Below are 23,954 nucleotides of genomic sequence, written 5' to 3'. Positions count from 1 at the left end.
ACCTCTAAGGAACAGCAATCAACCGTAGCAAAGCATCAATAAAATCATCACTTGTTACGCCTTCAGCTTCTGCTTCAAAACTCAAAAGTATACGATGACGAAGGACATCGTGGACAATAACGTGTATATCCTCTGGTGTCACATAATTGCGACCGGCCAGCCAGGCATGGGCTTTAGCACAGCGATCAAGAGAAATAGTGGCTCGTGGACTTGCGCCAAAGCGTAGCCAACGTCCTAACTCATCACTATAAACACCGGGATTCCGCGTAGCGACAACTAATTGCACCAGATAATTATCTAAAGCTTCACTGCTGTGTACTTCTAAAACTTCTCGTCTCGCCTCAAAAAGCGTAGCCTGGGTTAATGGTTTTATGGTAGCTAACGTCGGCTTTAAATTCAAATTCCCTGCAGCTTCCCGACGCGCTAATGTCAGAATATCATGCTCCACTGGTGCATCGGGATAATTAATTTTGACATACATTAAAAAGCGATCGAGTTGTGCTTCTGGTAAAGGATATGTTCCTTCTTGTTCGATTGGATTTTGTGTAGCCATGACTAAAAACAATTCGGGTAAAGGATACGTCGTGCCCCCAATCGTCACCTGACGCTCTGCCATAGCTTCAAGCAATGCAGACTGGACTTTAGCTGGGGCACGATTAATCTCATCAGCAAGAATCATATGATGGAAAATGGGACCCGGTTGAAAAACAAAAGAGCTATTTTCAGGTCGATAAACATCTGTACCTGTTAAATCGCCGGGCAATAAATCGGGGGTAAATTGGATCCGATGAAAATCACCTTCAACAACTGAGGATAATTCTTTGACAGCGCGAGTTTTTGCCAAGCCAGGCGCACCCTCCACTAATAAATGCCCATCAGCTAGTAATGCAATTAATAGTCGTGATACTAACTCTTGTTGACCGAGAATACGTGTATTGAGATGAGTACTTATTTGCGATAGTTGCTCTTGTACTGTTTTTTGTGAAGTAACGTCTAGCTGCTCCATTCGTCATTACCCTGTGCAAAAATCATAATCCTAACGTGAAACTACGCTGGTGCCAAGCTTAAACCATGATTGACGCACGACTGTCTCAGCAAAAGTATATCGTTATTCCTCGCTGCGCTTGGAATAACGGTACTCTTCAAGAATGGCGATTTAGATAAGATATTACGAATAATTCTCAAGCAGCAGGCAAGCAGTGCTCTTTATTTTCTCTCGAGAAATATTTATCAGTATTTTGAGCAACGAGGTAAGTTAATGATTGACGAATACGTTCCTGGCTAACTACTTTTGTCCAATAGGTATACTCATTGAAGGGTTTATTATATTGCTTGAAAACATCAATAAAAGCCCTGCGCATTGCATCAGAATCAGACCAGGCAACAATGGGCAATTCAGGAAATTTTTGCCAAATTATTTCTGCTAAGGAGGGACCATTACAATAGAGACCATCGGTAGCACCTAAATCACCATCCATAACCACAAAAGAGACATTGTTCTCTGCAAGATAATTTAAAGCACTTAAGCTATCATTCACAACCATAAGCTGAACTTGCTTGTTAACCGTTGTCAGCAAACGACTTAAGCAAAATGCATTAAATGCATTGTCCTCGACAATTAATACACGCATGGGAACTCCCTTCTATTTCAGAAAGGAGTATAACGAGCAAACCTTAAGAGAAAATTAAGGATTTAACGAATTGTTTTAATCTCTGTTTTTGTTGCTATCAAGACAATATCGGCGCAACGTTTAGCAAATAAACCATTATCAACAACCCCAGGAATTACTTTAATTAATCCTTCTAATTCAACAGGATTACTTATTTCAAGATTATAAACATCAAGAATGATATTGCCATTGTCAGTGATAAACCCTTCGCGATATTCGGGATCTCCACCCAACTTGACTAGTTCACGAGCAACAAAGCTTCGGGCCATTGGAATCACTTCAACTGCCACTGGGAACGCTCCTAAATGTCCGACAACCTTTGATTCATCAACAATACAAACGAATTGCTGCGCGGCTGAAGCAAGAATTTTTTCCCGCGTTAATGCGCCACCACCGCCTTTGATCATCTGCCGCTGCGCTGTCACTTCGTCAGCACCATCAATATAAATTGGTACTTCAGCCGCAACATTTAAATCAATAACAGGAATACCTAAAGCACGTAAACGCGCTTCCGTGTCCTTTGAGCTGGCAACACACGCGTCAATACGATGGCGGATTGTCGCTAATTGCTCAATAAAGTAATTCACCGTTGAACCAGTACCAATTCCAAGTATCACTTCATCGGTAAGCTGATTTAATGCCGCTTTAGCAACGGCTTCTTTCAATGCGTCCATTTTTCATCCATATGAATATCATATGGCGCATTTTACCGCCATAACGTTGATTTCACCAAGTTAATGCATTTCGACAATCAGTTGGGGTTCAGTCCGAATCCCCAACAATCCGATAAAATAGCTTTGATGTTGTTTACTTATTGTCCTACAGTAGGTGCTTCAGTAGGTACTGCTGTGCCAACTGTTTTCTTAGCCGCTTGAGTTGAGGTTTGAGGAGTATTTCCTAACGCTTGCGCCGATGTAGAAGCAGCGGATGATGCCTTCGCACTCGTTGAATTACTATTATCTGCAGAACCTGTTGCTGTAGTAGCAGAAGAGCGATGGTGATTGGCAACGCCACTTTGATAAATAGTCGTCGTATGCTGTGAATTACCATAACTCTGTCTATTATCGTAGCTTCTATTTGGTGAATCAGTAAATAACCCTTCTACACCTTGACAAGCAGAGAGTAGCAGAGGAGAAGAAAGAAGCAATGAATAGGTTATACCCGATAAGAAATGATTTTTTTTCATATGTCATCCTTGAAAAAATATTTATTTAACACTGTCTTGCATTCTAGCTGGTGTCATGAAACTTGTAAAACCACAATCATTGAATTTTAAGGGTATTTTAATTTATCGCTCTAAAAATGTTGTTTCTCGCATAAACCACTACCTGGCATCATAGTAAAAAGCTCGTGGAGAGAAGAAACCACGAGGAGAGTTTTGGCGCGCAATACCGCAGTGTGTACAAAAATTAACGCATTACATCAATGAGGCCATTTTTCCTTTGTCGTAGCACTCCAAAGAAGTCTAATGATGACAAGATCTGGTTTTCGCGTATACTGAGCGCGACATTATAACAAAGGATCTGTCATGATTTATGCTGATATTCTTGCCACTATAGGACATACCCCTGTTGTGAAAATAAATCGCATTGGCCAAGAACTCGCCTGCGAACTTTATGTCAAATGTGAATTTTTTAATCCTGGCGGCTCAGTAAAAGACCGCATCGGTTTCAATATGGTTAAACATGCAGAACAAACTGGCCGCATTAAACCAGGAGATACGCTCATTGAACCAACTTCAGGTAATACGGGAATTGGCATAGCTTTAGCCGGTGCCGTTCTTGGCTACAAAGTTGTTATCACCATGCCCAGCAAAATGAGTCATGAAAAACAAGCGGTCCTGGAACGACTAGGAGCCACCATCTACCGCACGCGTACTGAAGCCGCCTGGAATGATCCCGATAGTCATATTTCTCTGGCGAAAGAGTTACAACGTGAAATTCCTAATTCTCATATTCTGGATCAGTATGCTAATCCGGATAACCCCAATGCTCATTACTATGGTACTGCCCAGGAAATTATTGATGATTTCGGCATGAATTTAGATATGGTAGTTGCAGGGGTTGGTACTGGGGGTACGATAACTGGTATCGCCAAACGCCTAAAAGAATATAATCCTCGCATAAAAATTATTGGCATTGACCCTATTGGCTCTATCTTAGGTGGAGGGAATGAAATTAAACCTTATCATGTTGAAGGAATAGGCTATGATTTCTTTCCCAATGTTCTGGATAACAACCTAATCGATAAATACATTAAAACTGACGATAAAAATTCTTTTCTTATGGCAAGAAAATTGATTCGTGAAGAAGGATTGCTGGTTGGTGGTTCTTCAGGAGCTGCAATGTGGGGAGCATTAGAAGCAGCTAAATCATTAGCAGCCGGGCAAAAATGCTTGGTTATTTTACCCGATTCCATTCGCAATTATATGTCTAAATATGCCAGTGATGAATGGATGAAAGAGTACGGATTTTTATAAAAATAACGCTGTCCCTTGATGCCAGCTAGCATCAAGGGTTGCAAACGAACAATAGCGTTAATTATGGCTGAGGACTTAAACTTGTACGATGTTCTTGTGTCCGCTCAATTTTATCAAAAACGATGCTGGGATTGATTTGGTTAATACTCACTGCTCGAGCAATTGCATGAACCAAATCGTTGGTTATTTCTTCGTCATGGCTTGCAAACCGTTTATGAATGTCGTGTGCGTTGTCTCGGTTCGCTCTAACAGCAGTAAAAAAGCGTTCACTTCCATGCTCGGTACCAACATAACCCTTATAACCTTCTAAATAATCGCTCTTCTCCATACCTGCAACGTAAATATCGAGCAACTCTTTTTTACTTAGGCCTTCGCCAAGAACAGCCGCCATTAAGATTTTTTTAGTTTCTTCAAATTTTTTTAACAAACGCTCATCTTCTGCATTGATTCTCGCTAAAACTTCTTTAAGCTCAGGATCCTTTTTTTCAACAGCTTGAGGATGGATAGGATTAGTAGCGACTGCTTTAACACTACGAAAACGAGCTGGGTCGGAAACATAGGGACGGTAATGATTATTTTGCAATTCAATTACCAAGGGATTACCAGGCACGGTGCTCTCTTTCCCGTATTCAAGACGTAAGGGTAAGCTTTTGCTAGGAGTAACTACCTGAACCTCTACAGGAAATCCAGTTGTTTTGGCAACAGCTGCGATAGCCGTTTCATCAATCCAGGTGGTCTCAAGTCGCATCGCCTGAGGCGAAATAGGCATTGCCTCTTTACCAAAAAATGCGCCACGATAATACTCAGGATGAGCAACGATTTCATCAACCGCCATCTGGCGTAAAGTATAAGCCAAGGTTTGCACAAACACGGGCATGCCGGGTATCTTGGTTATGTAATCTATCTTTTCTTGAGAAGTCATTAGTGGCAGTTTTGGTTTTTGCTCTGGAAAATACTTAAAATGCTCATCTAATAAGCGACTTAGCTCTTTACTGTTCCTTTTTTCATACATGGCTTTGCTTAAAAAAGCTGCCGCTAATGCGCGAAAACCACAATCACCAATACCACCTACATCAGTAAAACCGGGACCTTGTTTTACCTTAGGTAAGCCAAGGTTCGCTTCGCTAAAAAACCTTGGAGGTGCTAATGCCATGGTGATTCTCCCATCGTTATTCATAATTCCATTCTAATCAATCCAGATTAAGGAAATATTAACTAAGACTTTACACTATAATGCACAAATTTCAACTTTAATGTTGCAATTAAAGGCAATAAACATTAATAAAATCAATAACTTTGAGCACAAATGAATCACTCCATAAATCATTATGTCCCTTCCCAGGAATACTAACAAATTGCTTCGGCTGCACTGCTTGTTTAAAAAGAAGCTGTGCTTGCTCGTAAGGCACAATACCATCATTTTCACCATGCAGAATTAGAAGAGGGCTTTTAAGCTGAGCGATACGGCTTAATGAATCATATTTGTCCCAGGGAGGAATAAAAATCCATGGATAATGGTAGCGGGCAACAGCGGCCATGGACGTGTAGGGAGATTGCAGTACCACTGCACAAACTGGCGTTTGCGCAGCCAAATAGGTTGCTACACTTGTGCCTAAGGATTCTCCGTATAATACGATGCTATGGGCCGCCACACCGGTTTGTAGTAAAAAATGCAAAGCAGCATGACCATCATTATATAATCCTTGTTCAGAAGGCTGTCCTTTATTCCCACCATATCCACGATATTCTAATAATAAAACGCCAAAGCCAGCTCGAAGAAACTGTCTGACAAGAGGCATACGATAACCAATATGTCCAGCATTTCCATGCAAATACAGTACGGTTGGCTTATTGGGCAATGCAGGTTTATACCAAGCGTTAATGGTCAGACCATCTTCGGTTAAAAGCTCAATAACTTGCATATCATCTGCATGAAATATTTGCCGACTTGGCACTTCTTTTGCTGGAAAATAAATTAAATTCCTCTGAAAAAAATAAATAATTAAAAATGACGCTAACATTATAAAAATGGAAATTAAAAGCAGTTGTTTAATCATCTGAAATCCAGGTTAATTAACAGAATTTAAACTTTAGGTGATTATTAAGTATATCGTGATGGCAAGGACAGTGAACAATTTACTTGGAACGAGCGTCACTGACTTCTTTATAAATTCTATCTCCTGAGTGGAATTTCTAAAGAAGTCTACTTGGACTCATTAAATAAGCGCAGGGAGGCAAGCATGGAACACATCCAGGATCAAGATATCGCTAAATTAAAAGAGCTATTACGCCACACGGGTGAATTCATTGCTTATTTTGAGCTTGCAGAAACCAAAATGCTTGAATGGCGACAGGACATTGAGCAACAAGCACAAATTCAGCAAAACAAATCACAACAGCAATTGCAAAATTTACACAATGAACTCGACACCTTACAAGAAGTTCTGACTCAAGCCGGTATAGCTCGCTTTCGCTTAACGGCCGAAAAAACCTTAAAGCAAGGTGAAGAACATGTGAATAGCCTACAAAAAGTCAGTCAACAATTGCTCGATGAAATGACCAATGGTTTTCAGGAGTTAAATAAATTATTGGAGAAGAGTCTTTCACAAATTGAACAATATACTGTGCGGGCTATAGAGCGATTGGATGAACATTTTACTCAATACGATGTGCATCATTTTCGACGCATTGCCAATGAAAGTTGTGAGCAGGTTGAAAGAGTAGCACAGAATGCGGTTATTAAAAGCCAGGGGCTCTTGGGTCGCTTTCAATGGCGTGCAGCGAGTTTGGCATTATGTACCACGATTATCACCGCCTTTGCCATTGGGTTTTACGTCAGTAATGAATTACCTTGGGAAATTCATCAGCAAGCAAAGAATGAACGCGAAGCGGGTAAAGTATTAATAAAAGCTTGGCCAACATTGACTCAAGAAGAAAAAGCTAAAATTTTAAATAACCATAAGCCCCATAAAGTATAATATGTTAGTATTTTTGTTTTTGTTAATTATTGCAATTTTATTTGGCATTACCTATCAACAACGGCGGCGCCCCCTTAAGCAATGGCGAAAAGCCTTATTGTTGGATAAGCATTTTGCAATTTATCAAAAGCTTTATGCCGATGTCGACGGTTTTGCTCTATCACGCAGGGCACGAATAAGCCAAGATGCCCTGGAGTACGTTTATGGCGAAATTGAATTTGAATCTTTTATTGCCTTATTGTCTTTATGTAAACCCAATGCATCAACAATTTTTTATGACTTAGGGAGTGGCACAGGTAAGGCTGTTATTGCATGCACCTTAGTTTTTAATGTGCAACACTGTCGTGGTATCGAAATTTTAACAACTTTATATGAATGCGCCAAAGATACACAACTTCGCTTGAAACAAATTCCTGCCTATCAAGAGAAAGCAAGTCGCATTCAATTTATATTGGGCAATTTTTTAGATAAAAATTTAAATGAGGCTTCGTTAGTTTTCATTAATGCCACTGCTTTTTTTGGCGAACACTGGCTTGCTGTCAGCAGACATCTAGAGCAGCTAAATCCCGGCGCCCTAGTAATCTCTACTAGTAAGGCATTACAATCTGCTGAATTCATAACGACTAAGGTAACCTTGGTCAGAATGAGTTGGGGATTAGTCAAAGCATTTATTCAGCAGCGACAACCTAAAAGCATCAATCATCCAATCCAATTAACATATCCCCCCTAAAGGACCAGGGTGTGTGCGCAATTAGTTTCATGACCTGCAAATTATCCAAATTTTCGCTGCATAAAAGTAATTGATGACAGGTCCTAATTTTATATTGCATTGAGGATAAAAATCTTGTTACAGTTAATTGATAACATTGAATAATTTCTTTTCGAGTCTATACTAAAATTGAATGCAAGAAAGTCAACACCTGCTGTGTCCTGGTGCTGACGCCCCAAAAACGCGGCTAACCGAGGTGGGTATGATTAAATCGCAACTCATTGCAAACCTTGCTGCCAAAATGACACATCTGCCTGAGAAGCAAGTCACAGACAGCATAAATCGTATTTTAGAACTTATGAGTCAGGCACTCATTGATGGTAAGCGCATTGAAATTAGAGGTTTTGGTAGTTTTTCACTTCATTACCGACCACCTCGCAATGCTCATAATCCTAAAACAGGTGAGAAGGTTATTACTCAGGAAAAATACAGTCCTCATTTCAAACCTGGCAAAGAACTTAGGGAACGTGTAGATGCATCACGTGCCAAAGTAAAATTGCAGGATAAAGAAGAAGACTAAAGCTCAACGCAGCAAAGGAGAGACCTTATGCAAGGTCGCACCGCTTTTGACAAGGCTCCTTTGCAGCTTTCTTTTTGGCGGTTAAATTCACGTATTTAGCCTTAAGTACCTAATCGCAATTTTTTGCCAATGGCAGATTTACCTTATATCCTTAGAAACGATCTTGCATCCGACATTAATAATTTCTTAAGTTTGGTAACCTATAATTCCAATAAATTCTTAGCCATGAGTAATTATGACCGTCAAAACACAACCAGCAAACCTTACGCCCCAAGATAATTCTTTAATTGTGTGCGCAGGCTCCGTTACTTGTGACAATGTAAGTAACATGGGCTCAGGATTTAATGTTTTCAAAAAATATTTTAACAAAAACAAGCACGAATCGGGAGACAAGGGTTGGCAAGAGGCTTATAACGAGCTTTTAAAAAAATATTATAGTGTGACAGACAACATGCCGGCCTATATTAGAATCGCCCAGCAAGATGGCTATATCGGCGGTATTGCAACCGTCCCTGTTTACACATCTTTCCGCGGATTGACATTTAAGGAAAAATTCTCTGAGGAGGACTTACATGCACAATATCAACAAGCTATAAAAGGCGCAGTAAACGATGCAAAAAGTCTTAAACGTCCTCTTTATCTTCAACCTTTAGGAATAGGAGTTTATGGTTGGAATCCAGAACTGGCAGCAGAACTATTCGCAAAGGCAATCATTGCAAGTGATCCTAACGATGAAGTAGAAATTATTATTCCGATTTATGATCAAACTGCAAACTCCAATGATAAGCGGTTTGAACGTGCGCTTAAGAAAGAATTAGCAAAACAACGTGAACTTGATCTTTCTGAATTAGATGTTGGAACGCCAAAAGCCTCTTTACCAGAAAGAGAAAACGAAGAATCCCTGAGTGCCGAAACTTTATCAGCACCAACAACAGAGGCAATTCCACTTCTTGATCCACGACAGAGCAAGCTAAATACTATTGTTAATACGCTGATTAAAAATATTGAAGAAGCTCAGGGCAATCGTCGGACTTCAGGTAAAAACTCATTCAAAGTGACCAATTTGCGCACATTAAGCGATGAAATAATCCAAACGTCGGCCAACGATTGGTCTTCACCAGTTGAACAACGCTTTATTGAACAAATCATGACCGTTTGTCAAACCAAACGAAATCCTTGGCATTTTTGGGCAACTCCTGCAAGCGTTAAAGAATTCGCCATGTTACTAGAAAGGGAAGGCTTGACTGTCGCCAGGGATAACTTGGCCGCTCTTAAATAATCATTTCTACAACTTGTAATTTTTTGCAAATATCACTTTGCCTGGCGATTAAAACGCTAGGCACGAGGCAAAGTAACACCTGTTTGACCCTGATATTTTCCACCTCTATCACGGTAAGAAACGGCACAAACTTCATCGGATTCTAAGAATAACATTTGAGCAACACCTTCATGCGCATAAATTTTTGCCGGCAGAGGCGTTGTATTGGAAAATTCCAAGGTTACATGCCCCTCCCACTCAGGCTCAAGAGGAGTCACATTGACAATAATGCCGCAGCGAGCATAAGTAGACTTACCCAAGCAAATAGTTAAAATATTACGAGGGATGCGGAAATATTCCACCGTTCGGGCTAAGGCAAAGGAATTGGGAGGAATAATGCAAACATCCGCCTGAACATCAACAAAACTATTCGCATCAAAAGCCTTAGGATCGACAATCGCGGAATTAATATTTGTAAAAATTTTAAACTCATTCGCACAACGTACATCGTAACCATAACTGGAAACACCATAAGAGATAATTCGTCCGTTTCCCGTTTGACGTACTTGCTCTGGTTGAAAAGGCGATATCATCCCATGTTCCAAAGCCATTTTTTCTATCCAACGATCTGATTTTATTGACATATTTATCCGCCCCCATTATTTCGGGAAAAAAAACCCTTCTATCATATAGTGATTAAGAGAGAAAGTTAATATTTACTTAAGTCTTGGCAACTATACTATCAAAATATCTACATAAAAAGCTGACTGTGCAAAAATGACTACTACGATTAATGCCTCTTTATTTGCTCATATCGAAAATGATGCAAATCTTTCAGGGACCTTCAAACTTGAAGGCAATCACTTTGGCAATACAGTTAAATACATGCATGAATATTTGGAAGAGCTGAAAAAAACATCATCAGTTCCTCCTGACTATATCCAATTGCTAAATCAGCTACATTATTTAACTGATATTGAGAAGCAGTTAACTCAGTTTACCTTGAGTAGTCACAGCGATACGTCAGCCAAAATCGACGCGCTGGGGATTAGCATCGCCAAGCAACTTGAGAAACTCAAAGAAGGTGAGTCCATCTTGTTACCCGGAGGCTGGGTGCACAAGGATGGTGGTCATGCAATGGTTTATCAGATAACGCGAAAAGAAGATGGCTATGATTTGACAGCGTTTAATGCCGGTGGTGGCCTTGAATTTCATGAAAAAAAATCAGGACTGGAAAAGGAGCTATATAATCCTACCAAGACTTGGCATTTCCCTGAACCCACCTCAGAAACAGAAACCAATGAAGTTGGTCTTTTTATCGGGCGTCTCTTTAAAGCACTTGTATTAACATTACCAGAACATAGCAAAAAACCTTATTCAGCAAAGCGACTTTATAAGGAAACGCTTGCAAGTATTAGCTATATTGGTGGAGAAGAAGTTCCAGGAGGGAAAATTCCCGGGCACGCTTATACTGGTGGACAGTTATCAGGGACCTGCTCACAACGCTGCTTGCATCAAATGCTCAAAATTATGTCTAAATCAGGTAAAGATTACGAGCTTTTTATCTTCAAATTCAAGCAACATGCCCTTTTTGAATATGCTACGGCCTGTCTTGAGAAACGTACAGAACCTTACACGGCTTCAGTTAAAGAACAAATTAATTTAGCAATTGAAAATAACTTAAAAATATTAAACAGTTTAGAGAACCTTAGTGAGAAGGAAACTAAATATCATCTGGCAAAATTTGCAGAAATAAAAGAAAAACTCAATAAAACACCTTTTACCAAATCTCCAAAACCGGTAGTTATAGATGATCCCCTACCTAAGCTCGTCGTAAAAAACCTTAACGCCGTGGCCGTACCACCAAGTTTGATTCAACCCACCTATACTAAGCCTCCTAAACCAATTGATTTTGGTGATGGCAAGAATTTTTTAAGCAATTTGGAGCAGGCGGTTAAGGAAATTAAACTTATAGCCGATCCGGTTGTGCAATATTATCACCTAGAAAAACTTCTGACCGCATTGCCCCTTGAAGCTTCAGATCCTTTTTATACAAAGTATGATGAGCTGAAATATTTACATCAGTATGAAGCCTTCGGAAAGCAGATTGATGAAGTTCAGACATTATTACAAAATTTGCAAACAAAATGGCTTAAGGATTCACAGATACCTTCCTTACAAATCATGACGCTATGTACTGCTACTATCCAGATGAACATAGAAGATACGATTGCGAGAACCAAAAAATTACCGTCATTTATGCCTTTCATTGAGTATACGATGCGTACTTTGGTAGGCAATCATTCAAGAGATCCATTTTATGCAACAAATCACCCAGCTCTTGATAATAAATTTAAGCAACTACAGAAACGTTTCCCACCCTATGGTCAAAAAAGTCACACGGAGCTTTATAATTACTTCAAGGATTTATTGGCCACAGAATCTACACTTAACGAAGAATTAAAACTCGAATATCAAAAAAAATATGGTAATGAAACTTCCACACTTCATGCCCATATTAGAACGAAAGGGCTACAATCTCTTTTTATAATCTCGCAAAACCTCATAGGAAACACGCTTGATCCAAAATTTCAATCGTTAGTTACCAAAGTTAAAAACCATCTTGATTATGAGGTTAAACTTAGAGCCGCTATCAATCCCTTCTTTAAACAACAATTTGACGCTAGATCCTTTATGCAGTTTACCATGAGAGACAATGAGCTTCTTATGTACAGCCCATTGTATGCCTCTTTTATTGCTTGGCAAGAATTATCCACAGAAATTTCTAAAGGCAAATATGCTTTACAGGATTCTCCTGCTCGAGACGCTTTAATGGCTGATGTCACTTCAAAGTCTTTTTTAACGCCGTTGGAGGTAAAATCTGCTAATGCCATTCAGCTTAATCCCGTAAAGCCGATTACTGACCAAAAAAATCCACCACCCGTTACGCAAGCAGATATTATTGCACGCGACTATTTTCATCTTCGAAGCGAACCTTCACTGCAGGTTCTTCTGACCATTGATTATTTTACACGCAATATCGATAAACTTGCCAATGAATCAGATCAGCGTTATGTGGAAGCTAACCTTTTTCAGCCAGGACTTTTATCTGACGCGTTTGAAAAGCCTACTTTTTTGCCGCAATTTGATAAATTTTTGCAAACAGGATTTCGCTTTTACGACAAAGAGGGGCAGTTAACGCGAGAATCTCTTTTCTTTATTCATATAAATTATCAAGTTAGTCGTTATTTAGCCCTTGCTGGCAAAGCCGAAGGCCATAGGCGTCTTGCAGATATTCAAGTGCAACTTCTCAAACAGTTGGCATTACCTAATACCCAAGAAGTTACCTATGTTCTGCAACAACATTTATTTCTAACTCTCATGACACAAATTGAATTGGGAGACAAATCAGAGCAGCTTTTCGCACGCGCTTTCGAAGCATATTACTACATACAAAGTCATGCCAATCCATCTATTTTTGAAGACAGCAGCCACCGGCTGGAAGTTGATAAAGCGATTGCCCAGTTTCAAATATTTGCAATGGAACAATCACCTAAAACAGTTAAAAGTATTCTGAAAGAAACCTTAGCAAAACACCCCAGTACCCAAAGTTTGAAACCTCTTGAGATTGACGACAAATTCCCTGTCTATAAGTTTCAAAATGAAACTGGCAACATAATAGAAGCCAACATTCTTTTGGGCAAACTGTTCGAAAAGGGATTAGCACGTGCAGGTGTACCATTCACATTACAAAATCATCCGCTCATAAAACGCTTAGGTCTCCAGCATATACAAGACTGTCTCATGTCGGCAGATGGGAAATATATGGTATTAGGCGACAAAACCGACAAAGTATACCTCTACTATAATAACGATAAACTTACGGTACAAAAAGTTTGGGAAGTTCAAGGTAAAAAGGAGACTTATGAGCTCGTACCGCTGACGAACGATCACCTTGCCAAGCATGCCAATAGCGCTAGTGACCATATAAATCCTGAATTACCGCAAGTTTTAATCGACGACACCATGGATTTTTGGCGACCGCTCAATTATGACAAGACCTCAGGATTATTAATTAAAAACAATGTGCCTATCTATTCGGTTAAAGGGAATACCTTTTATCTTCTAGATGAGAAATCATCCGATTTAAGTCAAGCCTATACCTTAACTCACCTTGATCCTAAATCACGTGCATTGATTAATGCTTTTGAAAGTAATCAATTTATAGTTACTGAGAAAAATCCAACAGGTGATCATACTGTCGTTAAATTACCTCGCTACAATATTACGCTTGAGAGGAAGCCAAATGAGACTTCTTTTGTCCATCAAGAGACTGGAGAGCATCTTGTTCAAGCTTCTCCTATCCATGCTTCCGTCGCAGGAATGGTTTTAACCAGTAAAGATGACACTGGCAATACTTATAGTCGTTATTTAATTCCTGTTGCTCGCTTTTACGCCACAGAACAAGGCGCAGAGGTAAGTGATTTTTATCCAGTCGTCCATGACACCCAAGGCGTGATCGCCAAAACTACACTGGAAGAGGAATGGAACAACAATAAACCCAAGCAAAAACCACTTTGGGATTACCAAAATAGTGAAAAATATGTAAGCTTGCGCATGCAAAATGGCGAACCTGTTGCCGACACGGTTGCTGATGCTCTTTATCTCGCATATATCTATCTTGCGACCCATCAGCCTGAAAAAGCGTGGAAAATACTAGAAGATTGTAATACTCGCCTGGGCGGGTTAACAGGTGATCCAGCAGAATTGCAATACATTCAGTGGATTTGCAATGAGCTACCTCATCTCTTACCTGGTATGAGTGAAGATGCGATCAAGAAGACCCCTCCTTACGTTGCCTGCAAACTCAAGGCTGTGAATCTCGCTTGTGATTTTCTGTTACAAGATAGAAAATTTGATTTAGTTGAACCACAAACCGGTAGTACAGCCAATGCCACCTATGCAAAGTTAACCTATGAGCGTTTAGAGAATTTTCAAAAACAACTACCAAATACCATTTATAATCTCTTCTCTCGCCTTCAAACCATGCATCGTTACATGCCGCACAGTTATGCACTCTCAATGCATGAACGAAAACGTCTATTAGATTATTACCATCAAACCCAGGAGCGTCAGCCTCTTGGTACGTTGGGTTATGAATGGCTAAAATTAAGCCTTGAAACGATTCTTCAAGAAAAAGAAACACTTCTTGCACGTGCTAAATCAGCTCCCCCAAGCGAAGCTGACATCAAACGACTGGCCTTGATTGACAAACATCTAAAAAAATTTAAAGCTGTTAATGCTAAATCGAGCATTCTGGAACTTGTCCCTCTTGATTTAAGCTTACCAACAGAAATTACTATCAAGCGCGGCCATCTGCCATTTGTAACAAAAACAACGGTAGAAGACTGGGAAAATAAACTCCCTGGAGATAAGAGACTTCAAGTTTCTGCTCTTGAGCCCTCAGTAAAGATTCTTTCATCGGATATTAAGGAAAGCACTTTCTTAATTAATTTTCCTGCTTATTTTCAGATCGCCCTTTTTGACGAAGATCCGCAACAAAGTAAGCGGCTGCTTGACTTTTGCCGCCAAACTTTAATTGCCCATCGCCATGTTCCTTTGGCTGACCAAGAATCCAATGTGCCCCTATTATGCAATATACTCTATCGCATTGCCCATAATAGAGCGCTGGCGCAAAGTCAGTTTAGTGCAGCAGAAGTTCAATTTACCGACGTCGTATCCTCAGTAAAAACCTATCCAATTCCTGCACTTCAAGTTTATCAAGCCAAGGACGTTTATCAGGAAATTCTGGCAACCCCTGAAGAAATTTTAGAAAGAAAACGACCGGAACGTATCCCGCTAGTTACACCGACACTGGACAATAGTTCTTTGCTTGAACAGCCTGCTATTAAAAAAGGTTTAACTACTCTTGGAAAGAGTGAGCATATCGCATTCAATGAATTAGTTTTAAACTACAGGCAACTGCATGAGAAAGGCAACAATGCTCTTCTGACGGCATCGTCTGAAGAAGACGCTGGTAAAATTCTTCTTGAGTTCGAACAAAAACAAAAAGAACTTGCGTTAAAAATTGTTGAGGAACCTTATTTTAAAGCAATTGAACTAATTATTAAAACCGAACAAGATCTCTTAAAGCAAGCTGAGCGCTCATGGGATGCAGCATTAGAACTTGCCAATCAAGGACCAGAAGATCCTGCCCTAGCGCAAAAATGGCAGATTGAAAAGCAAGCCCAATCACGCCCTACACTAACTAAAGTTGATTTAATGTCGATGTATTGTCGAGCAGATGTGGCCTACACTGTGGAGAAAACAGGACTAGACACTACTACCAAAGCCCAGCAACTACAGAATTTAATTCATACAGCTCTGGTTGGAGACATCCAAGCTAAACTGGTTAAAAATGTAAACGAAAACTTAAAAAAGGCGGGTAAAACAGGCGATGCAAACTATGCAATGAAGGTTCTCGACGTATTAGCAAGAGAGAGCATTCCAGGCCTAGATAAACCTGCCACGGTCATCATTCAGCATGAAGAGGATATTCTCCTCCGTACCCGCCAGGTTAGTGCTCTTAAAGCATTGCTGGAGCGTCCTGAAAATGGCGTTGGTTTTAAAGAAAGAATCGAAAAAATTATCCCAGGCGGGGGCAAATCCAAAGTTATTTTGCCTATTCTCGCTGAAGAGAAAGCTCAAGGTGATAACTTAGTAATCATTGAAGTTCCACCAGCACTATTAGCAACAAATCACGTCGATTTTAATCGCACTTCACAACGTTTATTCGGCAAACGCGCCTATCGCTTTGAATTTAACCGTGATAGCAATAGTTCTGCCGCACGTCTTGAACAATTATATCGGCAATTTACGGAAGTCATGACAACGCGTAGCTACCTCGTTACAACAGGTGACGCGATGCAGTCATTAGAGCTTAAATATATTGAGCTTCTGCGATCAAAAGAAAGAGATGCGGAATGGAAACAACAAGTTTACTGGTGCGATAAACTCACCGGATTATTACGCAATTATGGTGATTGCATTATTGATGAGGTTCATCAAGGCTTATGGCTAAAGAAAAAATTAAACTACACCTCCGGTGAACCGAAACCTCTAAGCCCTGCTCTCATTAAAAACTCCATCGCGCTTTTTAATTTAATTGATCTCGATTTTATTAAAAAGGCGCCTCAATTGCCTGACAGCTATAATTGGGCCCCTTTTAAAAACGAACTTGCAAACAAACTTCTTGCGACGAGTGGTCCATTGCATCAGTTTGCTGACAATGCCGTACTGCGTTATGGCCCACAAGCGCAACAAGAACTTATTGCTTATCTTGAGGGTAAAGCCAAAACAATGCCTGCGGCAGTAATTAATGCCACCCCAGAAGAAAAAGCCACCCTTGCTTTTTTTAAGCGACAAGTTAGTGAACTGCTTAGCGAAACACTGCGTCGTAAACTAAATGCCAATTATGGTGCTTCAAAACGCGAAAATTTAAGTCCAATCGAATATACCCTCGCCATTCCCTATGTTGGTAATAACGTAGCAAATGAGCAAAGCCGCTTTGGAAATGAACTTGAAGCCATTAATTTAACGACGCAAATGATGCTCATTAAGGGTCTTAGCATAGAATTATTTAAAGAGCGTATTCTCGAGTGGCAAGCTTTGGCCCGCCAAGAGCTCTTCCAAAATCCAGTCTTTACCCAAATGGATCAAACCCCAACTGCACGTGGGTTTGCTCTTTTAGAAAAAGAGAACGGCAGCACTTTAACTCTGAGCCAAATTAATGTTGATGATCCACAGCAAATGAGTTTACTATTTGAACGTCATCGCTACAATCGCTCGCTTATATTTCCTCTTCTGCAGGAGCGCTCTTTAAAACAAATTCATCACGATGGCGCCATTATTCCAAGCGATTCATTCAACCATGTTGACCTTTATCGTAGCGTACAGGGGGTATCAGGTACACCAAGCAATCATACCACCTTCCATCAACGTTTAAGCTATGATCCAAAATCATCTTTTGGTAGTGATGATTACATTGTCGAATTGTTACGTAGCAAAAAAACACGTGTATCAACTCTAAATTATGAAAATGTTGCTCAATTTGTAGAGGAAGTATTAACCAAATCAGCTCATCCCAGTCATGTTCGTGCCATTATTGATATCAATGCCACCTTCACTGGCGTTAGCAACCTTGATGCAGCAAAAACAATAGCAAGTTTTATTCAGAAGAAACTTAAGGAGAATGAAAGTTATTTCAGCAAACCCATAAAGCAAGTTTTGTATTTTAATGATGACCAAGTCTTATGTGCACTTGATATTAGTAGCGCAAAAACAATTGTTCTGGGCACAAGTGATGAGAAGGAAATCAATCGCCTACTTCGCTCAACGCCAGAAGAACGGTTTACTTACTATGATCAGGCTCATACCCTGGGAACAGATATTACCCAGTTTGAAAATGCTCACGGTATTGTACTCGCCGATGAAAAAGATTCTTTTCAAGGGGTCATCCAAGGGAATATGCGCTTTCGCGGTATAAGTCAAGCACAAACCTTAGAGTTTATTTTACCTACCCGCCTTAACCTGACGCTTGATGAATTAATCGAGCGCTTGAAAGAAAACGACAAAAAGACTTTATGGTTAGATAATTTATTTGCCACCAAAGCACAGATGGCTAATCTGCTTCGCCGTACTGCTCTTTCATTGATTCAAGATTTGCCTTCAGAAGATGCCGAACACAAAGCTGAATTAGCAGCAAACTTCGAAGAATTTTTTGTTGATACCCCCTCGCTTGATCTATTTGCTTTATATGGCGCCGTTAACAAAAAACAAGCATTATTAGATATTCTTGGCAGCCATAAAAAACAATTGTTTGCTCTTTGGAATGAATGTCGTAAAAAAGCTAACCTTTCTATAGAAGATGAATCGGGAGCAGCTTTTGTTGCCTTAGAAACAATAATCAAAACTGCGGTTCCTTATTGTCTACCTGAATATGATAGTGCCGAAGAAGGACATGGCAAGGAAGTGCAGGTGCAAAAAGAAGTCCAAAAACAGGTTCAGGTCGAGCGTATCGCACTTAATGCCTGCTTTAATCCCAAATTAAAAGAGAAAGGTACCTTAGACTGGGTTTATAGTTCTTTCAAAGCAAACATTGCGCAACGAACATCCACATTAAATGCATTTTCTAACACTAAAGCGGTTTTTTCTGACAACCTTCACGTCAGTATAAATTATGCTGAGACTTATGTTGGTCAAAAAGATCATATTAATGTCTTTATGAAACCAGTTTTTCTTGTTTGGTACCACCTTGAAGGTACACAACTCCATGCCACCATTATAACCCCTCAAGAGGCAGAACAATTAGCCTCCCGTATTGAGTCTTATAAAGATAGTTGGATAGCAACCACGCAAGATACTGTTTTTAAAGGCACGCGCCCTGCAAAAATGCTTGACAATAAGCACTATTTATCTTTACGGGAACAAGTGCGCTTTTTTAATGGCGAATTCTCAAGTCTGTTAAATCAAGAGTCGCCCTTAACTTGGCTCCAGGAAGAATCGGTTGAAAAAATTAGCTTCTTTGAAAATAACTTACAAGCTTACCGACCAGGGTGTGAAGTTGCGCTTCAGCAATTAAAAACAGCCTTGACACAAGGAAACATCGAAGGGCTTATCTACATTTCCGAGCATCCTTTTGAAGACCTTACTAAATTTAATTGGAAAACATTATTCCCAAAAACAATTGCTACTCAGGCTGCAGAATATCAAAAAGTTGCCCAGGCATTCGTATACTTAAACCAGAATGCACTGGTAAAAACAGTTTCCGTTGAGACCATACAGCAACAATTTAATTTGCCTATAAACAGTCTTGGTTTTATTGAAGATCATATAAAGAACCTCACCAATATTAAAAAGTTATTTGATCGCATAAGAGAAAACCCCAACAAACCATTTTTAACTGATCAATTAACAGAGGAAGAGAAAAAAAGTCTTGAGAAATGCTTAGGCATGCCACTCTCTCTCTTTTGTGAACAACATAACATTAAGCCTTCGGAAGAAGAGAGTGTGGATAAATTGCTTATTGCCGGTATTGAAGCATTGCATCTCATGAGCCGATATCCTGCTCTGCAAGGTAATGAAACGGTTATGCACTGTTTTGAAGTCCTTGCGCGCGATACCAAATCCCCGCAGGTTCTAAGTGCACTTTTAAAGACAGCCAACCCCTCTGAGACACTGATTGCGAATATTGTACAAAATGACGCCCTTAATAACACCCTTATAAATACTCTCCTTGATTTGCCTATTACCTTACATCCTATATTCCTGGGGCGGTTTGCCACTGTATGTCAAAGTATAGAATTAATACAAAAAATTATTAAAAGAACGGAGATTAATACTCTTGTATTAGCCACCATCCTTCAGCTTGATTTTTTAGAAGAAGAGCAATTATTATCTATCCTTGCCCTTATTAAAGGAGAGTCATTATTAGAAGATGTCTATAACCATAAAAAGGCAACAGATAGCGTGCGGATAGCAGTCTATAAGCATCCTGCTCTTAGCAATAGATTGTTAATGTCTATCCTCCCGCAAATAAAGTCAACAGAAGATTTGGTGCTAATTTTACAACATCCCACAGCAATCGATGCGAAGGTGCTAGAAAAAATTGTCTCGATATCAACTGAGGAAACTGTACTGTTAGCTGTTATCTCACATCCTTCAGCCACTTATGAAGTCATAAGAAAAGCCCTCAATAGTGGGACTTTTTCACCTGCTGTGGCATTAAATTTGATCACGTTTGCTGGAGAAGCCACACAAGGACATGCTTTACTTAAAACAATCACCGAGAAAATTTTTGCTCAATATCCTTTAAGTCAACCACCGGCGACAGAAGAATGGGAAGATATCCTGGTGACAATATTTAAAAAATATGAGAAGTCATCTAACGCATACCACATAATGGGAGTCATTAGTCAAAATCAAAAATCTATCAGCCCCAGACTTGGTATTAGTATTCTGAAAATATTTGGTCCTTCGATGCTGCAAACTCTCCCCTTAAAAGAAATAATTGAGATTGCTGATGAAGAAACGCTGAATACATTAGTTGATTACCGCAAAACAGGTAAACTACTGAGCGATGAGATTCTGTTATCACTGGCAAAAGCATGCCAAAGTAAAGGCCAACCATTCATAGATAGTTTTCTTGCAAGAATGGATCTCAGTGAGGTGGTATTAAAGGCCGTCCTTAAGAACCCTGATCTGCAAGAGAGGCAACTATTATTGATTCTGCAGCGTATCAAACAATCTGATACCTTGCAGCAAGTCTACCAACATCCAGGAGCAACCAATCTTGTTCATCAGAAGATATTCAAACACAGCGCTCTTAGCAAGGAATTTGTAGAGTCTTTACTTACACAAAAGAAACTGGATGATGATTCGCTCTCAATCATTCTTGAACACCCTACTGCAGTGGAAGAGAAAACATTAGAGCTGGCTGTCCAAGGTGAGTTCAATTCGCAAACATTATATCAGGTACTCTCGCATCCTAATGCAACATTTAACGTAATGAGTATTGCCGTTGATAGCAACGGTTTTTCACCAGGCATGGCGGAAGAAGTTATCACTAAAAGTACAGTGATTGGCAATCATGACTTATTACAAAAATTGACTAAGAAAACTTTCGCGAAATACGAGGAAGCAGTCGACTCAAACACTTCGGTGAAACGTGATTGGGAAAAAGAACTTGCTAATATTTTTGCAAAATATTCTGCATTCCAAAATGCTAAGGAAGGAGAAGATTTAACTGAAATTATCAAGCAACATAAAGAAAAATTAAGTTCTGCAGTAGGAATTACTATTTTACGACAATTTGGTCAAACGATGGCAGCCCATTTGCCGTTTGAAAAAATGATAAATGAAGCCAGTAACGATGATCTTAAAATACTTGTCGAAAACGTAAATACAGGAAATCTTTCTGAAGACTTATTAATAGCGCTAGCAAAAAAATGCCAGGATCAAAACGTTATTCAAAAATTACTTGGCAGAGTTGATATTACCGATAAAGTTCTACAGACTATTCTTACTAAGACTAATTTAACGTCTGAACAATTAGTAATTATTCTTAATAAAGCCAGCGATGCGCAAACCTTGAAACTCATTTTTAATCATGCAAAAGCGACCAATACTGTGCGCGAGAAACTGTATAAACATCCAGCATTATCGCCAGAACTTGTCATTGACATCTTTAAAAATGTAATTAGTAATTCTGAAGTAACGCAAATTCTTCAACACAAAACCGCAATCAACTTAGCTGTGTTGAAAGAGCTCGCCAAAAATGCATTTAATTCTCATGTCCTGTTGGAAACCGTGTCTCATTCCAAAGCAACGAAGGAAGTCATGGATATTGCCATCACCAATGCGCAATTTTCACCGCAAGTTGCTCAAAAAATTACTGTGGAAACAACGGTTGCAGATGATCACGGATTATTACAAAAACTCGCGCGCAAATTATTTGCCCAAACCAAGACAGCTGATACTCCTGAAGCATGGGATGGTTGCCTCAGTGATATATTTGCAAAATACAGTAAAGCAAATATTGAGAATGCGTCAACTGACATGCAAGAAATTATAAAAGAACAGCCTGTAGAAAGACCGCAACTGGCTCTCAATGCTCTTCGTTATTTTGGTAAATCAATATTGAGTCATTTACCACTTCAGGAAATGGTTGATTGTGCTGAAGAAAACGATGTTGAGGTGTTGTTGGATCTTAACAATATCGACAATGGCGAACTATCTGGAGAACAATTGCAGTCACTCGCTAAAAAATGTGCAACTCCAGACCTTATTAGCAAATTACTAGTAAGAGGTGATTTGACTGCAAATGTCTTACAAAGCCTGTTTAGTCAAGCACCTTGTTATGAACAGATGCGACAGATCCTGACTCATAACCAGGTAACAGAAACCATGCGTAATCAATGGCTTGCAGAGCTACAAACGGATTGCTCCATGCTTGAAAAAGTAGCATCTAAGTCTAAAAAACCAGAAGACAAATTAGAAGTATCTCTTGAGAGATTGAAAATTAAAGCTTGTAAGCATGCTTTAAAAGCAGTTCACGATCATAAATATGAGGCAGTAGCAACTGCTGCACTTGGACTTCATCAAAAACTACGCGAAGAATACACTAACTATTCGCAAAAGAGGTCCAGTGCGGAAGAATTTCAACACAACTGTGAGGATGCTATTGGTAAGGAGGATTATAAGATTCTCGCAGAACATCGTGGTTATAAGAAATTGTTTGTGGATATTATCAATGTAATCCTTGCTGTTCTTTCTATTTATAAATTGACACAAATCTCATCTGGAAAATGGCGTTTCTTTGAGGCAAAAACAGCCAGTAAACAGGCTGTTGAGTCAATCGATGAAAGTATTAAGGAGAATATTGCAGCCAACAAAGGTAATTCTTGATGCTTATTACAGGAAGCCAGCCAAGCTGGCTTCCTGTAAATCAGACTTCAACATTATTTCTTGTTTAGTTTACAAAGCAACTCACCTAGCTCCATTGGCATCGGGAAAATAATTGTAGATGCATTATTTGAAGCACCCAATGTTGAGAGCGTTTGTAAATAACGTAATTGCAAAGACTGTGGTTGCTGGGCTAAAACCTGAGCGGCTTGTAATAACTTTTCTGATGCCTGTAACTCCCCTTCGGCATGTATAACTTTTGCCCGCCTGTCCCTTTCTGCTTCGGCTTGTTTTGCAATAGCGCGAATCATGCTTTCATCCAAATCCACATGCTTGATTTCAACGTTAGAAACCTTAATCCCCCAACTATCCGTTTGTGCATCGAGAATTTTCTGAATATCACTATTTAATTGCTCTCGCTCCGCTAACATTTCATCTAACTCATGTTGACCTAACACAGAGCGCAATGTTGTTTGCGCCAATTGGCTTGTTGCTTCAAAATAATTTTCAACCTGGATAATAGCATTTTGCGGTTCGACAACACGGAAATAGAGAACTGCATTCACGCGTACCGACACATTATCTCTGGAAATGACATCTTGACTTGGAACATCCATAACGACGGTGCGTAGGTCAACACGTACCATCTGCTGCACAATAGGGATAACCAGAATGAGCCCTGGACCTTTGACACGCCAGAAACGACCTAATAAAAATATAACTCCTCGCTCATACTCCCTAAGGACACGCAAGGTGGACATTAAAAAAATTGCAATAATTATTATAAAAAATCCCATGAATGAGAACATTGTTTTCTCC

The 23,954-nt window shown here is 39.6% G+C and carries 14 protein-coding genes; 6 read left to right on the top strand and 8 right to left on the bottom strand.

Features of this window, described 5'->3' with window-relative positions:
* Positions 1-4: 4 nt before the first annotated feature.
* From PXX05_RS14245 to PXX05_RS14230, 4 genes are all read right to left on the bottom strand, one after another.
* The gene (locus tag PXX05_RS14245) at positions 5-1,006 is read right to left on the bottom strand and encodes an AAA family ATPase (RefSeq protein ID WP_275088853.1); all 1,002 of its coding nucleotides are present in this window, start codon (positions 1,004-1,006) and stop codon (positions 5-7) included.
* Between the two features lie 175 nt (positions 1,007-1,181).
* Entirely contained in the window at positions 1,182-1,631 is a 450-nt protein-coding gene (locus PXX05_RS14240) for a response regulator (protein WP_275088852.1), read from the bottom strand.
* Positions 1,632-1,693: 62 nt separating this feature from the next.
* A complete protein-coding gene (gene rpiA / locus PXX05_RS14235; RefSeq protein WP_275088851.1) occupies positions 1,694-2,344 on the bottom strand; it encodes a ribose-5-phosphate isomerase RpiA in 651 nt (216 codons plus the stop codon).
* Between the two features lie 137 nt (positions 2,345-2,481).
* Entirely contained in the window at positions 2,482-2,856 is a 375-nt protein-coding gene (locus tag PXX05_RS14230) for a hypothetical protein (protein WP_275088850.1), read from the bottom strand.
* 342 nt (positions 2,857-3,198) lie between these two features.
* On the opposite strand from PXX05_RS14230, the gene PXX05_RS14225 reads away from it, so the two are divergent.
* Positions 3,199-4,149, top strand: coding sequence for a pyridoxal-phosphate dependent enzyme (locus PXX05_RS14225; RefSeq protein WP_275088849.1), 951 nt, complete (start codon positions 3,199-3,201; stop codon positions 4,147-4,149).
* 61 nt (positions 4,150-4,210) lie between these two features.
* Here PXX05_RS14225 and PXX05_RS14220 read toward each other — a convergent pair whose 3' ends face one another.
* A complete protein-coding gene (locus tag PXX05_RS14220) occupies positions 4,211-5,302 on the bottom strand; it encodes an OTU domain-containing protein (protein ID WP_275088848.1) in 1,092 nt (363 codons plus the stop codon).
* Between the two features lie 109 nt (positions 5,303-5,411).
* Positions 5,412-6,206, bottom strand: a complete 795-nt coding sequence (locus PXX05_RS14215) for an alpha/beta hydrolase (RefSeq protein ID WP_275088847.1) — start codon at positions 6,204-6,206, stop codon at positions 5,412-5,414.
* Positions 6,207-6,389: 183 nt separating this feature from the next.
* On the opposite strand from PXX05_RS14215, the gene PXX05_RS14210 reads away from it, so the two are divergent.
* The 4 genes from PXX05_RS14210 to PXX05_RS14195 all read left to right on the top strand — a co-directional run bounded on the left by PXX05_RS14210 (position 6,390) and on the right by PXX05_RS14195 (position 9,695).
* Positions 6,390-7,127, top strand: coding sequence for a hypothetical protein (locus PXX05_RS14210; protein WP_275088846.1), 738 nt, complete (start codon positions 6,390-6,392; stop codon positions 7,125-7,127).
* A gap of 1 nt (position 7,128) precedes the next feature.
* Complete coding sequence (locus PXX05_RS14205; RefSeq protein ID WP_275088845.1) at positions 7,129-7,857, top strand: class I SAM-dependent methyltransferase; 729 nt, start codon at positions 7,129-7,131, stop codon at positions 7,855-7,857.
* Between the two features lie 241 nt (positions 7,858-8,098).
* Complete coding sequence (locus PXX05_RS14200; RefSeq protein WP_275090530.1) at positions 8,099-8,416, top strand: integration host factor subunit beta; 318 nt, start codon at positions 8,099-8,101, stop codon at positions 8,414-8,416.
* Between the two features lie 235 nt (positions 8,417-8,651).
* Positions 8,652-9,695: a macro domain-containing protein gene (locus PXX05_RS14195; protein ID WP_275088844.1), complete on the top strand. Its 1,044-nt coding sequence runs from the start codon at positions 8,652-8,654 to the stop codon at positions 9,693-9,695.
* 56 nt (positions 9,696-9,751) lie between these two features.
* Here the strand turns inward: PXX05_RS14195 and dcd are convergent, their stop codons facing one another.
* On the bottom strand, positions 9,752-10,318 hold the full coding sequence (gene dcd / locus PXX05_RS14190; RefSeq protein ID WP_275088843.1) for a dCTP deaminase: 567 nt from the start codon (positions 10,316-10,318) through the stop codon (positions 9,752-9,754).
* 133 nt (positions 10,319-10,451) lie between these two features.
* Here dcd and PXX05_RS14185 point away from each other — a divergent pair, with 133 nt between their 5' ends.
* On the top strand, positions 10,452-23,138 hold the full coding sequence (locus PXX05_RS14185; protein ID WP_275088842.1) for a DUF3638 domain-containing protein: 12,687 nt from the start codon (positions 10,452-10,454) through the stop codon (positions 23,136-23,138).
* Positions 23,139-23,191: 53 nt separating this feature from the next.
* Here the strand turns inward: PXX05_RS14185 and PXX05_RS14180 are convergent, their stop codons facing one another.
* The gene (locus PXX05_RS14180) at positions 23,192-23,932 is read right to left on the bottom strand and encodes a slipin family protein (RefSeq protein WP_420844654.1); all 741 of its coding nucleotides are present in this window, start codon (positions 23,930-23,932) and stop codon (positions 23,192-23,194) included.
* Positions 23,933-23,954 lie beyond the last annotated feature (22 nt).

It is taken from the genome of Legionella cardiaca (genome assembly GCF_029026145.1).
Lineage (GTDB): Bacteria > Pseudomonadota > Gammaproteobacteria > Legionellales > Legionellaceae > Tatlockia > Tatlockia cardiaca.
This window is presented reverse-complemented; position numbering and strand designations above follow the sequence as displayed.